Origin of the sequence: Fischerella muscicola PCC 7414, from assembly GCF_000317205.1 — a bacterium.
Classification (GTDB): Bacteria; Cyanobacteriota; Cyanobacteriia; order Cyanobacteriales; family Nostocaceae; genus Fischerella; species Fischerella muscicola.
Genome location: NZ_AJLK01000128.1, coordinates 1 through 14,559, shown reverse-complemented (window position 1 = coordinate 14,559; position 14,559 = coordinate 1). Strand labels below are relative to the sequence as shown.

General features: G+C 41.8%; 11 protein-coding genes and 1 pseudogene. 6 read left to right on the top strand and 6 right to left on the bottom strand.

Going from position 1 to position 14,559, the window contains the following annotated elements; all coding sequences use genetic code 11:
* Positions 1–76: 76 nt before the first annotated feature.
* Positions 77–712, top strand: a complete 636-nt coding sequence (locus UYI_RS0120905) for a hypothetical protein (RefSeq protein ID WP_016868620.1) — start codon at positions 77–79, stop codon at positions 710–712.
* 491 nt (positions 713–1,203) lie between these two features.
* Here the strand turns inward: UYI_RS0120905 and rsmH are convergent, their stop codons facing one another.
* The gene (gene rsmH, locus UYI_RS0120900) at positions 1,204–2,100 is read right to left on the bottom strand and encodes a 16S rRNA (cytosine(1402)-N(4))-methyltransferase RsmH (protein WP_016868619.1); all 897 of its coding nucleotides are present in this window, start codon (positions 2,098–2,100) and stop codon (positions 1,204–1,206) included.
* 440 nt (positions 2,101–2,540) lie between these two features.
* Here rsmH and UYI_RS0120895 point away from each other — a divergent pair, with 440 nt between their 5' ends.
* From UYI_RS0120895 to UYI_RS33040, 3 genes and pseudogenes are all read left to right on the top strand, one after another.
* Positions 2,541–3,725 (top strand): NAD(P)H-quinone oxidoreductase subunit H, encoded by a 1,185-nt coding sequence (locus UYI_RS0120895; RefSeq protein WP_016868618.1) that lies wholly within the window; start codon positions 2,541–2,543, stop codon positions 3,723–3,725.
* Between the two features lie 656 nt (positions 3,726–4,381).
* Positions 4,382–8,200, top strand: coding sequence for a CHAT domain-containing protein (locus tag UYI_RS0120890; protein ID WP_026086078.1), 3,819 nt, complete (start codon positions 4,382–4,384; stop codon positions 8,198–8,200).
* A gap of 116 nt (positions 8,201–8,316) precedes the next feature.
* Positions 8,317–9,099 (top strand): annotated as a pseudogene (locus tag UYI_RS33040) (cation:proton antiporter domain-containing protein); the annotation flags it as partial.
* Between the two features lie 7 nt (positions 9,100–9,106).
* Here UYI_RS33040 and UYI_RS0120880 read toward each other — a convergent pair.
* The 3 genes from UYI_RS0120880 to UYI_RS0120870 all read right to left on the bottom strand — a co-directional run bounded on the left by UYI_RS0120880 (position 9,107) and on the right by UYI_RS0120870 (position 10,948).
* Positions 9,107–9,679: a DUF3124 domain-containing protein gene (locus UYI_RS0120880; RefSeq protein ID WP_016868615.1), complete on the bottom strand. Its 573-nt coding sequence runs from the start codon at positions 9,677–9,679 to the stop codon at positions 9,107–9,109.
* Positions 9,680–9,684: 5 nt separating this feature from the next.
* Entirely contained in the window at positions 9,685–10,362 is a 678-nt protein-coding gene (locus UYI_RS0120875; RefSeq protein WP_016868614.1) for a potassium channel family protein, read from the bottom strand.
* Positions 10,363–10,633: 271 nt separating this feature from the next.
* On the bottom strand, positions 10,634–10,948 hold the full coding sequence (locus UYI_RS0120870) for a TIGR03792 family protein (RefSeq protein ID WP_016868613.1): 315 nt from the start codon (positions 10,946–10,948) through the stop codon (positions 10,634–10,636).
* Between the two features lie 334 nt (positions 10,949–11,282).
* Between UYI_RS0120870 and UYI_RS0120865 the strand changes: the two genes are divergently transcribed.
* Together UYI_RS0120865 and UYI_RS0120860 are read left to right on the top strand one after the other, a co-directional pair.
* Positions 11,283–11,606: a phasin family protein gene (locus UYI_RS0120865; protein ID WP_016868612.1), complete on the top strand. Its 324-nt coding sequence runs from the start codon at positions 11,283–11,285 to the stop codon at positions 11,604–11,606.
* Between the two features lie 149 nt (positions 11,607–11,755).
* Positions 11,756–12,280 carry an FKBP-type peptidyl-prolyl cis-trans isomerase gene (locus UYI_RS0120860; protein WP_016868611.1) on the top strand — a complete coding sequence of 175 codons (525 nt, stop codon included), beginning with the start codon at positions 11,756–11,758 and terminating at the stop codon, positions 12,278–12,280.
* A gap of 79 nt (positions 12,281–12,359) precedes the next feature.
* On the opposite strand, the gene dnaB is transcribed toward UYI_RS0120860, so the two are convergent.
* Together dnaB and rplI are read right to left on the bottom strand one after the other, a co-directional pair.
* Entirely contained in the window at positions 12,360–13,712 is a 1,353-nt protein-coding gene (gene dnaB / locus UYI_RS0120855; RefSeq protein WP_016868610.1) for a replicative DNA helicase, read from the bottom strand.
* A gap of 175 nt (positions 13,713–13,887) precedes the next feature.
* Positions 13,888–14,346: a 50S ribosomal protein L9 gene (gene rplI, locus UYI_RS0120850; protein WP_016868609.1), complete on the bottom strand. Its 459-nt coding sequence runs from the start codon at positions 14,344–14,346 to the stop codon at positions 13,888–13,890.
* Positions 14,347–14,559 lie beyond the last annotated feature (213 nt).

Genomic DNA, 14,559 nt, shown 5'->3' with positions numbered 1-14,559 from the left:
AATATTGGATGATAAAATGGCTTCTGAAGAAGTGCGATCGCTTCTGTGAAGTCATTTTATTATAGGTTGTATATTTATGGATGAGGTTGTCAAAAAAGTAGCCGCTTTAGGTTTACCAGGTGTAATTTTGGTAATCACAATGGCAGCTACAGGTTTAACAGGTGCAGCAGCCATTACGGCAGCTTTAGCTTTTCTGGGTGGGCCTGCGGGTATGTTGGGTGGAATTGCAGTTTTGGGTCTGACAGGTTTGATTACCGATGCTTTGGCAAAAGTCAGTCTCGAGGATTTTCTTACAGCAATTTATTGCCAGCGCCGACAGAATGAACCACATGGCAAGTTGCTAGAAGAGATTGAGTCTTTGTCGCTGTTTGACGGTGATATGAAAGATAGACTCAAGACGACTGTAACTGATGGATGCGGTTGTGCAACGGTAGTTCACTCTAATACAACAGATGATGCAACAGAAGCGATCGCGATTTTAGAGAATGTCCCTGGCATGACTCGCGCCCACCACAGAGATTTTAAAAGTTCTCATCCGATGATGAGACTCAGGGATGGGACAGTGGTGAGGACTTGGAAAAACCTCCTTGGAGTTGACCATGTTTTTTTAGGCGATCGTAATGACAGAATGATTTACGGCGGGTTTGTCGGTTGGATTCACAGCGAAGGTTTAAACCAGGCATTAACTCGGATTAGAAGAGATTTGACTTAAGGGAGTAGTTATTAGTGGTGCGTGGTCAGAAAAACCCTATTCGCAACATGGGGGAAACTGTTCCCTCCCCTTACAAAGCAGGACTGTTTCATTCTAGAAAGGAAAAAAGTAATTTAATATCATGGGCGCAATGTCGTATTGGTCTGGTTAGGGAATTAAAACCATTGTGACGCAAGAGGTTAATGACAAAACTACGAATAATCGAGAAGTTAGCAGCAGCATAGCCATCAATCATTTGGGAAGAGTCTTCATCAAAAACAACATCCTTAATCCAATGAAGACGATTTTCAATACCCCAGTGACCAGAAATCTGGTACTTTTTTGAGTTCTACAATTAAGCTGGCAGTCATAGCACTCTGATTCAATACTGTTATCATCCTGATTCAACCATTTTTCTTGTGAGAATGAAACAGTCCTGCCTTAGGGGAGTGGGGGCCGGTGAGTTCCCCATTGCCCCCCAACCCCACAAAGTGGGGACCCCTAGCCCCCCATCACCCAACCCTCTGGGCAACCCTCAATTTTGCAGAACGAGAACGGGGATTGTTGACAATTTCCTCTTCATGTGCTGTGATTGGTTTTTTGGTCAAAACCTGTAACAAGGGTGAATTCCTCAGACCATGTTTAACCAAACGGTCTTCCAAGCTATGAAAACTGATAATCGCGATTCTGCCACCTGGGACAAGTGCTTGTGGTGCTTTATCCAGAAAGGTTTCTAAAGACTTTAACTCGTCGTTAACAACAATTCGCAGTGCTTGGAAAACACGAGTAGCAGGATTAATTCTGCCATAACGGTATTTCGGGGGGACACTGTAAGCGATCGCCTGTGCTAACTCTGTAGTAGTTTCAAAGGGACGCTGTTCGACGATGCGTTTAGCAATGCGTCGTGATAGTCTTTCTTCCCCGTACTTAAAAAAAATATCTGCTAATTCAGCTTCATCCCACTCATTAATCACATCTGCTGCTGTCAGAGATTGTTGCCTATTCATTCGCATATCCAAATTAGCTTCGTGGCGAAAGCTAAAACCTCTGTTTGCTGTATCCAAATGGTAAGAACTCACGCCCAAATCTGCGAGAATACCAGCAAAAGTACTAGGTGGAAATTCGTAAGCAGCAAAATTAGTGTGGATGAATGTAACACATTCTCCAAACTCTGCTAATTCCTTTTGCGCCGCCACTAAAGCATCCTCATCTTGATCAATAGCAGTTACTCGTACATCGGGCGCAGCTTCTAAAATTAAACGAGTGTGACCTCCACCCCCTACCGTGGCATCAAGATAGTGTCCCCCTGCACGTACCGCTAAACCCTCAATCACTGCTTGAGGTAACACAGGAATATGGGAAAAAGCCGATTCTTCGATATCTATTGGTTCGGAGGCATGAGAGTTCATGTTAACTGGACATAAAAATAGACGACTTTAACAGTTATCAGTTATCAGTAAAGAGCGCATCTTCGGTTTGGGTTTAAGTTCCCGACGAATTGGTCGAAAGCATTGGTGGGCGGTAACACTACACCATACGTCTGTTTACTGATTGAAACTACACTTTTTGAATTTGGTGCGAGAAAACACTAGGATAGCTTATAGTAATCTTCTTGAATGCCTATGGATAGTTCTGTAAGTGTGAATCGGCTTGTCTACACCCATCTCAATATAATTAGATTAGTTGAATCCAAGGCAAACGCATGAATTCTCCAATCCTAACTTGTGGAATTTATGTGTATTAGTAGCAAATATATCTTCAAAAAGCCACCCGAAACCAAAAACGTCAAATAATTTTCAAGTAGGGGTTACTGGCTTCATCGTTCACAAACCGGAGAACACTGAAATCTATGGCAAGAATAGAAACCCGTACTGAACCAATGGTGCTGAACATGGGGCCTCATCACCCTTCAATGCACGGGGTTCTGCGGTTAATTGTCACTTTAGATGGCGAAGACGTTGTTGATTGTGAGCCGGTAATTGGCTATCTACACCGGGGAATGGAAAAAATTGCGGAAAACCGCACTAATATCCAGTATGTTCCCTACGTGAGTCGCTGGGACTATGCGGCGGGTATGTTTAACGAAGCCGTCACAGTCAACGCCCCAGAAAAGTTAGCAGGGATTACCGTCCCCAAACGCGCCAGCTACATCCGCGTCATCATGCTGGAGTTAAACCGCATCGCTAACCATTTATTGTGGTTTGGCCCGTTCCTTGCTGACGTGGGCGCTCAAACTCCCTTTTTCTACCAGTTCCGGGAACGGGAAATGATTTATGACCTGTGGGAAGCTGCTACAGGTTATCGCATGGTTAACAACAACTACTTCCGCATTGGGGGAGTGGCGGTTGACTTACCTTACGGTTGGGTAGATAAATGCCAAGACTTCTGCGATTACTTCCTACCCAAAGTAGATGAGTATGAACGCTTAGTCACCAATAATCCTATTTTCCGCCGACGTGTAGAAGGTGTTGGTACTATTACCCGCGAAGAAGCAATTAATTGGGGACTTTCTGGTCCAATGTTACGTGCATCTGGCGTCAAGTGGGATTTGCGGAAAGTAGACCACTATGAATGCTACGATGACTTCGATTGGGAAGTACAGTGGGAAACAGCCGGAGATTGCTTAGCCCGTTACCTGGTGCGGATGCGGGAGATGCGCGAATCCGTGAAAATCATTCGCCAGGCTATCAAAGGACTTCCAGGTGGCCCATACGAGAACTTAGAAGCGAAGCGGATGCAGGCGGGCAAAAAATCTGAGTGGGATGACTTTGATTATCAATACATTGCCAAAAAAGTTGCTCCTACCTTTAAGATTCCTAAAGGCGAAATTTACAGCCGCGTCGAAAGCGGTAAAGGTGAATTGGGAATTTATTTGATTGGTGATGATAATGTCTTCCCTTGGCGGTGGAAGATTCGCCCAGCAGATTATAACAACCTGCAAATTCTCCCTCATTTGCTGCGGGGTGTAAAGGTAGCCGATATTGTGGTGATTCTGGGCAGTATCGACGTAATTATGGGTTCTGTAGACCGCTAGTACTCTACCACACAAGTTTTGACAGCTTGCGAGATGTCAGATCCCCGACTTTTTAAAAAAGTCGGGGATCTAGCCAAACTGTCAAAATCAATTTGGTGAACTACTAGTTTAGTTATGAATTTGAAATTCGGAAGTCGGAGTTGATTTTGATTCCGAATTCCGAGTTTATTTTTTGGGTTGGTTTTGGAATCAATTGCACCAGGACGCAGAGAAAGAATTGGAAGAAGTGCGATCGCGTTATTTAAAATTACTATTTCTGGTACTCGACCACATAAGTTTTGACTCTTTGCAAGGCGTCAGATCCCCGACTTTTCCAAAAAGTCGGGGATCTGGTCAACCTATGGGTTAAAGGTGAAAGGAAAAAGGGGATAATGCTTATTTTTCCCCCTTTACCCTTTACCCTTTTCCCCTTAACCAAGCCTTATTACCCCCACACCCATTTTCCAGACAAAATTATGTATACTATGCACTTGACCATCACTGAGATAATCGCTATAAATTTTAGACCAGTGTCTTACTGTAGAATTAGTTAGACGTGGAGTGATAAATTTAGCATTTTTCTATGTAAAAATTATAACGAGATTTTACGTAAATGGTGAGTTTTTTTTAACATCGATCGCTAAAATCTATATGAAAAGCATCCAAGAGTCCCTCAAATGCTCAAGTGGCTAGTACATTGGCTAAAAAGGTTATGGAAGTCCCCCTATAGCAGAAAGCAGACTGCTTATAGCAAGGCTATGGCGGGGTATCAGGTGGAACAGCAGCTACCGGAATTGACCAACGCGGATCTGGAATTTTTGTTCACCCAACTGCTGGAAGGCGTGTATCAGGCACGAGGACAGCACTGGGCAATTAAGTATCTGCAACGGATGGAACATCGTATCAGTACAGATCGCTGGATAGAGTGGCTATTAAACTTTGGTGAAAAATTACTATCTTCACCTGCACCAAATAATCAGCTGGCAGAAAGGATGGTGCAATTAGGTGAATTGAGGATTGGAACAGTCGGAGACCTTGCCTACGATATTGGTATACGCCTGTTAACACGGAATTTAGGTGGAGAATATTGGCACACTGACGCAGAAGATTTAACCATAGATTTTGAAACCCCAGAGTCGACACCTAACTCTATTCCTTTACCACAAGCAGAATTACCCGCAAATCTGCCAAATCAGCATGAGGAAAATACTATACCCACACCTGTATCGGCAACTCCAGGGATAGATTTGATACGCAATCTTGGGGAACTTTTATGGGAGTACCAAGAAGATGGTGTAGTAAGCAAAACACTCGACCATTTTGTTCCACCTTTAGATGTAGTAAAAGAGGATACTGCTTGGCAAGAATACGAAGAAGAAAGTTGGGTCAGAGAAAGTCTTGCAGCTACAGCATTAGACGAAACTTGGCAAAACTCACCGCCAATTGTAGAAACTTCACTTGATGATCTATTGCTGAGGTTAGAGCAGAGTACTAATTTAGTACAACAATTAGCTGTGGGGTTGGGAATTCAAACCACCGATACTCATGCGATTATTGAAGCACTTAGCGATGAATCAAATGGCAACAGTGTCCAAGCAGAGGCATGGTTTTACGAAGGTCTGCAACAGGCTAAGATAGGAGATTTGGCAGGAGCGTTGACATATTACAATAAGAGCGTTGAATTAAATCCCGATGCTTATGAATATTGGTTTAACCGGGGTTTAACGCTATTTTATTTAGGAAATTTCCCAGAAGCGATCGCCTCTTATGATCGGGCGATTGGAATTAAACCTGATTTTTATAAAGGCTGGTACAACAGAGGCGCAGCCCTGAGTGAGTTAGGAAATTTTACCGAAGCGATCGCTTCATTTGATGAAGCCTTAAAATTGAAAAACGACTATCAAGAAGCTTGGTCTGGACGAGGGCTAGTACAGCTCAAGCTAGGACAGTTATCTGAAGCTATTGCTAGTTTTGATGCTTCATTACAACTGCAACCCCAAGATCCAGAAATTTGGTATTTCCGGGGGACTGCCTTAGCAGAAGCCGGACAAAATTATGATGCTATCGCCTGTTACGATCAAGCCCTTGAGTGTTATCCAGAGTTTGATTTAGCTTGGTATAAGCGAGGGGTAGCATTATTTAACATCGGTAACTGGGAAGAAGCGATCGCCAATTATCATCAAGCAATTCAAATTAACCCTGAATGTTACCAAGCTTGGTATGGATTGGCTGGTGTTAAGGAAAAATTAGGCAACATCCAAGAAGCGATCGCCGCCTATGATCGATCTACACAAATTCAACCCAACTTCCACGAAGCCTGGATTGATCGAGGCGTCATCTTAGCCAGTTTGGGAAATTGGGAAGAAGCGATCGCCTCGTGGGATAAAGCCATAGCAATTAATCCTAATTTTTATTTAACTTGGTTTAACCGGGGTGTGGCGTTGGACAATTTAGGACGCCGAGAAGAAGCGATCGCCTCTTACGACAAAGCCATAGAAATTCAAAGCGACTTTTATCTTGCTTGGTACAACCGGGGTGTAGCCCAATTTTATTTGGGGCAATATGAAGAAGCGATTATCTCTTATGATGGCACTTTAAAAATTAAACCAGACTACTGGGAAGCTTGGCTAGGTCGGGGTAGCGCTGCTGGCAATGCAATTATGGTGGAATGGCGATCGCCTGTGTTTAGCAGCATCGCAGCCGATAATCATGCCCTCAACGAACGTGGCTATGAGGGAAAATTGGCCAGTTATCAAGAAGGACTCAAATATATTAGCTCAAATACCCACCCTGAAGGTTGGGGTAGATTACATTTAGCAATTGGTAATGCTCATTATGATCGAGGTAAAAGACATCCTGTACCCCGTCATTATTGGCTAGAAGCTGTTGCTGCTTACGAAAATGCACTGACTACCCTCACAGCCGAAGTCTTTCCTGTGCTGCATTTAGAGACTCTGCAAAATCTCATCAAAACCTTAGTTGTTTTGGGAGAAACAAAACTAGCACACCAATACCAAAAGCGTGCTACCGATTTATTGCAAAGTCTGTTAGAAGAACCGACTCGCAGCAACGAAGATAAAAAGCAGCTGGCTTTAAAATTTGTGGGTTTATGGCAGTTGACTGTTGATATAGCCATACAATTTGGGGAGTTAGCACAAGGTTGGGAAATTGCCGAATACGGCAAAAATGCTTGTTTTACTTGGCTATTTTCTGGTTGGCGTGAGCAAATTTTCTCACCCAGTTACAACGAAATTCACCAACTACTTAATCCCAAAACAGCAATAATTTACTGGCATATTAGCCCTTGTACATTACGCACTTTTGTTATTAAATACAAATCCCCTGAACCTATACCCATTTTTACACCAATACTTAATTTTGCCTCAATTGATGAGTTGCCTGTACCGGAAGCAGTTGCACGTTTAAGTGCATTTGAAGATTGGATAGAACAATGGCATCAACAATATCAAGAATATTCTAGTCTCGGTGAAGAAGAACAAAGCCGAAACAAGTATGCTTGGGACTCGGACATTGAACGCAAACTGCTACAACTCAAAAAAATTCTCAATATTTCTGCGATTGTGCAAGAACTTGAAGACATTAACCAATTGATTTTGATTCCCCACCGCGACTTGCACAAATTACCTCTTCATGCGCTTTTCTATCTCCACTCTGCGAGTGAGGAAGAATCCTTAAATGTGTCCTCTCATTTCACAATTACCTACCTACCAAGCGTTCAGATGGGTTTATCGTTAAATTCAAAACCCATAGAAAAAACAGATGAAAAGCTGCTGTTATATGTTGAACAAGCTACAGGTTCGTCGAAACTCAAATTTGCTAAGGTAGAAGCTGAAGTAATTAGTCAAATATTTACTCATTCTCAATGCATTCAAGAAGCACGAGCTACTAAAGAGTTTGTGCTCAATTCTCTACAAAAAGATTACAATATATTTCACTTTTTGGGGCAGGTAATTCCTAATTATAGCCAGCCGTATGCCTCAGAATTAGTATTAGCAAATCAAGAGAAAATCACTCTTGCAGAACTCGATATTCATCAACTGGCAAACTACAAACTAGTTACCTTGTGCAATATCGAAACTACAACAGCTTGTCCCCAAAGTATAACTACTGAATTTAGTGACTTATTCAACTTTCTGCTGAATCAGAGAATTCCTCATATTATTAGTAATCTCTGGACTGTAGAATCACCAGCTAGTACTTTGGTAATGATAGAGTTTTACCAACGAATCAAGCAAAATATATCACCTGCTCTCGCTTTAGGTGAAGCCATCTTATGGCTGAAGGAATTAACTGCTGCTGAACTGACACAATGGTATGAAGATTTGTTAAAGCAAATGCCTTCAGAGGGATTAAGAATTAAAACCCATTTAGCATCAGAACTGTATAGAACTAGTCAAATGGCGGCAGATACAAAAGTTTATAGTCATCCCTATTATTGGGCAGGATTCAAAATTACAGGCAATTTCCATATTTGAGATATATTTTGGTGAGACGCGATCGCATTTTGACGACGTTGATTAAAGAAGTCAAAACAAATTTCCTAAACCAAAGTGGATGTTGCCTCCTTAATCACTGTTTCAATTATTCTCCTGCTTCTAGTCGCATCACCTTATTGAGTTTCTGGGAATATGCCAGTTTTACTGCCAATACCTTTATTTTTCTACTGATTGGTGTAGAAATAGACCTGGTAACACTCTGGAGGGCTTTACCTGCAATTGTACTTGCTGTTTTGGCGTACCAAGTCGGGCGAGTTCTGACAGTCTATCCCCTGCTAGCTATGATGCGTTGGCTTGACCGTCCAATTCCACTGCGCTGGCAACATTTACTATTTTTAGGCAACATCAAGGGTTCACTCTCAATGGCTCTGGCATTAAGTTTACCCGCCACACTGCCAGGGCGAGAAAGTCTCATTGCTTTAGTCTTCGGTAGTGTCCTGGTGTCATTAGTAGGTCAAGGGTTAAGTTTGCCTTGGCTGGTAAAACGTTTAAAATTATCTAAATTTTCAAAGACTCAACAGCAAGTTGAAGAGTTACAAGCTCAGTTAATTACTGCTAAGGCAGCACAGGATGAATTAGAGACTTTATTGAAAACAGGAGTACTACCAAAAGCTGTGTATGAAGAGATGCGTTCAGCCTACCAAGTGCAAATAGCAGGAGCAGAAAAGGCATTACGAGAATTCTATAATCGCCGCCCGGACGAATTTGATGCCAAAAGTGGCGAACACAAAAAACTTGATACTATTCGTCGTCAATTACTACTAGCAGAGAAAGCAGCACTCAACGAGGCAATACGTAAGCGAATTCTCACAGAAGAAATTGCCCGTGGCAGGTTAACGAGAATAGATAAACAATTGCTGAAACTAGATGATGATTGATAATTTTTCATGACCCCTGCTTTGAAGGCAGGTTTTTGTTATTTTTTTGAGTTTTGATTACCTTGCCAGGACTAACAAAAGAAACTCCTTGTTGGAATTCAGTTGCAATCATCACTGCCTCTACTATAGGTTCAGAAACTTCTGTTTGAGCTACCCACTCTACAATAAAATTTGCTCCTAAACCTCCACTAGTGTCAGTTCTATTGATAAAAAAATCATAAGAAGCTAGCGCATCTAGTTGAATAGGTTGCTCTAAATGTTGCTTGACTAATTTACCGTTTGAGTCATAGTAGCGAACAGAAGTAATGATGATAGAGTTGGTCAAGTCTGTATTACGAATACTGAGCGTAGCTGCTAAATCTAAAATCTTTTGTTGATCGTCATGATAGATATGGGAATAAACAGGTACATAAATAGTTTGACCCATAGCTATCTGAAAATTTTTATCCAGAGTTACCACCTTTGGAGATGGATTTAGCTGATTAGTATCCGATTGTGATTTTGGTGGATTCTCTGATGATGTGCAAGACACAAGAAAAATAAAAGCAATTGCTAAATAAAAATGTCGGTATAATTTCATTAAATTTATTTACAGCCTTCCATAAAATCAATCACTTGATGCAATGACCCTGGTTTTGTCACAATCAGCACAGTTGAATCCGGTTCGAGTACTGTACTCCCGTTAGGAATCGTTAAAGCTTCGTGGGGATGAGGTTGATAACCGATAATGAGAGAGCCAGTGGGAAAACGAGAATCCTGAGCAATTTCAGCAACACTACGACCAACAACATAGCAATTGTTGGGGATGGAAAGTTTCAACACCTCAATCTGCCCTTGCTCAAAATGCATCATTGATTCTACTTGCGGATACTCAATGGCATTCACCATCGTTGAAACTGCTAGCTCTACAGTACTAATGATATGATTTGCTCCTGCCAAACGCAGCGGTTCAGCAAAATCGGAATGGCGCATCCGAGTCAGAATGTGGGGAACACCGTAATGTTTGGCAAGTGTTACCATTGCTAAGTTCAAAGCATCACTTCTGAGGACAGCGGCTAGGGCGTCGGCTTTACGAATTCCAGCTTCTAGCAATACTTCTGTACTCACAGCACTGCCTTCAAAAGCCATTACTCCCACTTGTTCGCGGGCATAGCGGCAAGCGTTAGGATCAATGTCAATCATGGCAACAGTGTGCCCTATTTCTACCAATTTTTGAGCCAGATTTAGCCCTACTAAGCCTGCTCCACCAATTAGCACGTACATGGATGCTCCTGATACTCTTCGACTTCCTATTTCACTTTACAGGTTAGTCCAGATCTGCATGGCCGAGCCAATTCTCAAACGCTGGAGTGTTCACAGTTATACCAATTTGGAAAAAGAATGCAACACATGAATGGTATCAGACCCCTCCCCAATCCTCCCCGAGATCGGGGAGGGTGTCGTCAAGCGGGTGGGATTATCTGCTCTTAAATATTTTTTGAATTGGTATTAGAAGATTTATGATGCTTCTTAACAGAGGGGTGATCCTCAAAGCTCACTCACTCTTTCTAGGAAATTTCCGTACCTGGTACTCACAGAACTCTACGATCTCAGACTCAAATCCTAATTCTTGATTAAACTTTTGGTCTATAGCATCTACTTCAGCTTGGGGAATCGCTTTCCATTCCTCCCTTGTCGCCCACTGCACTACTAAAATAATCTCTCCAGTGTCATTAGGATTAATCCAAACTTCTTTACCGAGGAAACCAGGATAACGAGCAAGTGCTGCTGTCCAAATTTCGGCGTCCTTTTGGATGTATTGTTCCCGATGTTCAGGTGGTACTTTCACCCGCAGCAGTTCGATAATCACTCCTTTTAATCCCCGTGTAGGTTTGTCACAATAGAGCTATAGTCTAGATTGAGGGGACACCCCGATTAAATTTTGGGGAATTCGCCCATATTTTGGTAGCGGGGTTGTCCCGGTAATGGCTAATAGGTAATGGGTAATGGGTAAAACTTGTTTGCAATCTTCCCAATTACCAATTACCAATTACTGGGTGATGTGCTGTTTGATCCATTCACTTTTAAAAGTAAGGCTTTCACATCACCCAACCTTGATAATTATCCTTGCGGCATTGGTTTCTGGCTAGATGCAAAAGTAAGGTTATTGTTTCTGGTGAGATAAAGATTAATAGGGATTAGGTATGGACAGCAACAACTGGATGCAGCAGCTATTAATGCTTGGTATTGGTACAACATCCTTGGTAGCAGAGAAAATGAAACAAGTAAGTGATCAGTTAGTCAAAGATGGCAAACTCGATCCTGAGCAAGCTAAAGCAGTAATGGATGATATGGTAAACCAGTTAAAGTCTGAGCAGGGCAACTGGGAAGCTAATATGCAACGGCAAATGCGGAATATGATGCAAGACTTAGGCGTTGCACGCCAGTCAGAAGTAGATGAATTGCGGGGTAGAATTGACCGATTAGAGCGTCAAGTACGAGATTTAGAAAATAAACTCTGGCGCTAATAGCTAATGGTTAATTGTGCTATTAACAGTTTTGTAATCCAAAATCTAAAATCTAATATTCCATTTAGGGGCGCTTTCTGATTTACACTGAATTTTATCCTACTGGTTATGCTAAATTTTAAAACCAGCTTAAGTAGGGAGGGTTAATTTTGAAAGCGATTTTACTCAGCGTGGGTTTCATGCTGATTTGTGTTGTGGTTTTGGTGGTAGCCCAAATTGGCAGTGGTAAGCAAGAGTCTGCGATCGCTGCCCAAATCACAGACAATACACCAGTACCCACTACTGTTATTGAAAACAATACTCTGATTGCGAGCGCTCCTATGTCTGATGCTAATGTCGTTACCACCCCTTCTGGGTTAAAGTACGTAGATTTAGAAGAGGGGACAGGAGCGACTCCTGAACCAGGGCAAACGGTTACAGTTCACTACACTGGTACACTCGAAAACGGTAAGAAGTTTGATAGTTCACGCGATCGCAACCAACCATTCAAGTTTAAGATTGGCCAGGGACAAGTGATCAAAGGTTGGGATGAAGGACTTAGTACTATGAAAGTCGGCGGACGACGTCAGTTAATCATTCCCTCAGAATTAGGTTATGGCGCTCGTGGTGCTGGCGGTGTCATTCCTCCCAACGCCACTCTAATTTTTGATGTGGAGTTGTTAAAAGTTAGTTGATAGTTGATTGTTGATGGTTGGTTGTTGGTTGTTGGTTGTTGATTTTTTCAAACAACAAATAACAATCAACTACTAACTATTAATAATTTGGTCTAGCTAAATTTTTGAACTTCGTAAATTGTGGATCAAATAAAAGTTTGATAGTTCCAGTTGGGCCATTTCTATGTTTGGTAATATTAACTTCTGCAATACCTCGATCAGGAGTGTCGGGATTATAGTATTCATCTCTATATAACATGATTACTAAATCCGCGTCTTGTTCAATCGAACCGCTTTCTCTCAAATCAGACATCATAGGACGCTTATTTGTACGTGCTTCTACTCCTCGACTCAACTGAGATAAGGCAATTACTGGTACAGATAATTCACGAGCTAAACCTTTAATACTACGAGTAATTCTAGACAATTCTTGTACACGGTTGTCGCCTGCTCCTTCCATTAATTGCAAGTAGTCTATAATAATTAATCCTAGTTCTGAACCTACTTCGGCTTGCAAACGTCGCGCCTGAGAACGCATTTCTGTAACTGTAATATTAGGCGTATCATCAATAAAAATTGGCATTTCTGAAAGTAAGCCGATCGCACGGCTGAGAGGTTCCCATTGAGCTTGACTGATACGTCCACTCCGCAAATAACCAGATTCTATTTCTGCTTCACTAGCGATTAATCGCTGTACCAGTTGTTCTTTAGACATTTCTAAACTAAAAATAGCAACTGGTAGTTTATATAAAGCGGCGACGTTATAACCAAGGTTCAAGCAGAATGCGGTTTTCCCCATTGACGGCCTGCCAGCAACAATGATTAAATCTGAACGCTGAAAACCGCTAGTCATAGCATCTAAATCATAAAATCCGCAAGGAATACCTGGTAATGCTACACCTTGATGGCGAGTTTCTATTTCTTCAAAAGCATTAACCAAGCTATCAGAAATGTGAACTAAACCAGATTGGGGACGTTCTTGAGTAACGGCGAAGATTTTTTGTTCTGCTTGATCGAGAATTTGAGGTAATTCGCTTTCTGTTTGATAACCCAATTGCACAATTTCATTACCAGCTTTAATTAACTGACGCCGCATATATTTTTCCATTACCAATGAGGCTAAGGCGTCGATATTAATCGCTGAAACTGTGCGATCTACAAGCGTTGCTAATTTATTTCTACCCCCAACACGGTTGAGTAAGTCGTTGTCAGCCAACCAACTTGTGACTGAGAGCAGATCTGTAGGTTTACCTTGATTGTGGAGTACAATGGCAGCTTGGTAGATATCTTTATGAGCGCTAATATAAAATGCTTCTGGAACTAGGCGATCGCTCACTCTACCAATTGCTTCTGGATCGAGCAAAATCCCCCCTAATATCGCTTCTTCCACCTCAATATTTTGCGGAGGTAGGCGATCGTTGCCTATTCCTTGAAAATTAAGTTCTTCAGACATAGACATATAAAATTTTAGATATTAGATTAATGTGACTATATTCCCTTATAGTCCAAAATTTCTTTTACATGTTAAATATATAAAGACGTTGCAATGCAACGTCTTCACACCACAAATATATGAGAACAGATGTGTTTTGCAGTTACCAGTGATAACTGATAACTGTTCACTGATTCTAGCTAGCTACAACTTCAATGTTGACTTTTGCTGTTACTTCACTGTGGAGCTTAATTTCTGCTTCGTAAGTACCTAACCTGCTAATATCGGGTATGGTAATACCACGTCGGTCAATTTCCAGTCCGGTGGTTTGTTGGATGACATCGGCTACATCTTGACTGGTGACAGTACCAAAAATAGCTTCTTTTTCACCAACTTGTTTAGCAATGCTGAAGCTACCTGCTTTTTCCAGCGTTGCTTTTTGCTCTTGTGCTTGTTGCTTGAGTTCTAGTTGCCGTTGGCGTTCTACTTCTCGACGGCGTTCTACTTGCTTGAGAATACCAGGAGTGGCAAAGGTTGCCAAACTTTTGGGGAGTAAATAATTGCGAGCATAGCCGGGAGCTACTTCTACTAAGTCGCCGGATTTACCCAACTTGCTGACATCCTGAGTTAAAACTAACTGTACACGTTTGGCCATTGTTTCTCTTTTTCTGTTGTTGTCTTTAAAATCTCAATTTCTTGGGGTTTGGGCAAGATAGTTCACAATATAGTGTAGCTTTATCCCCAACAAGCTTTTGCTTATAGCCAATAAGCCTACAGATCCTAGCGAAATGCACGGTGCGATCGCAACCCATAGCTGCGAAAAAGTTCAACTCGCTATAGATTTATTAAATTCTGTAGGAAGTAGTTC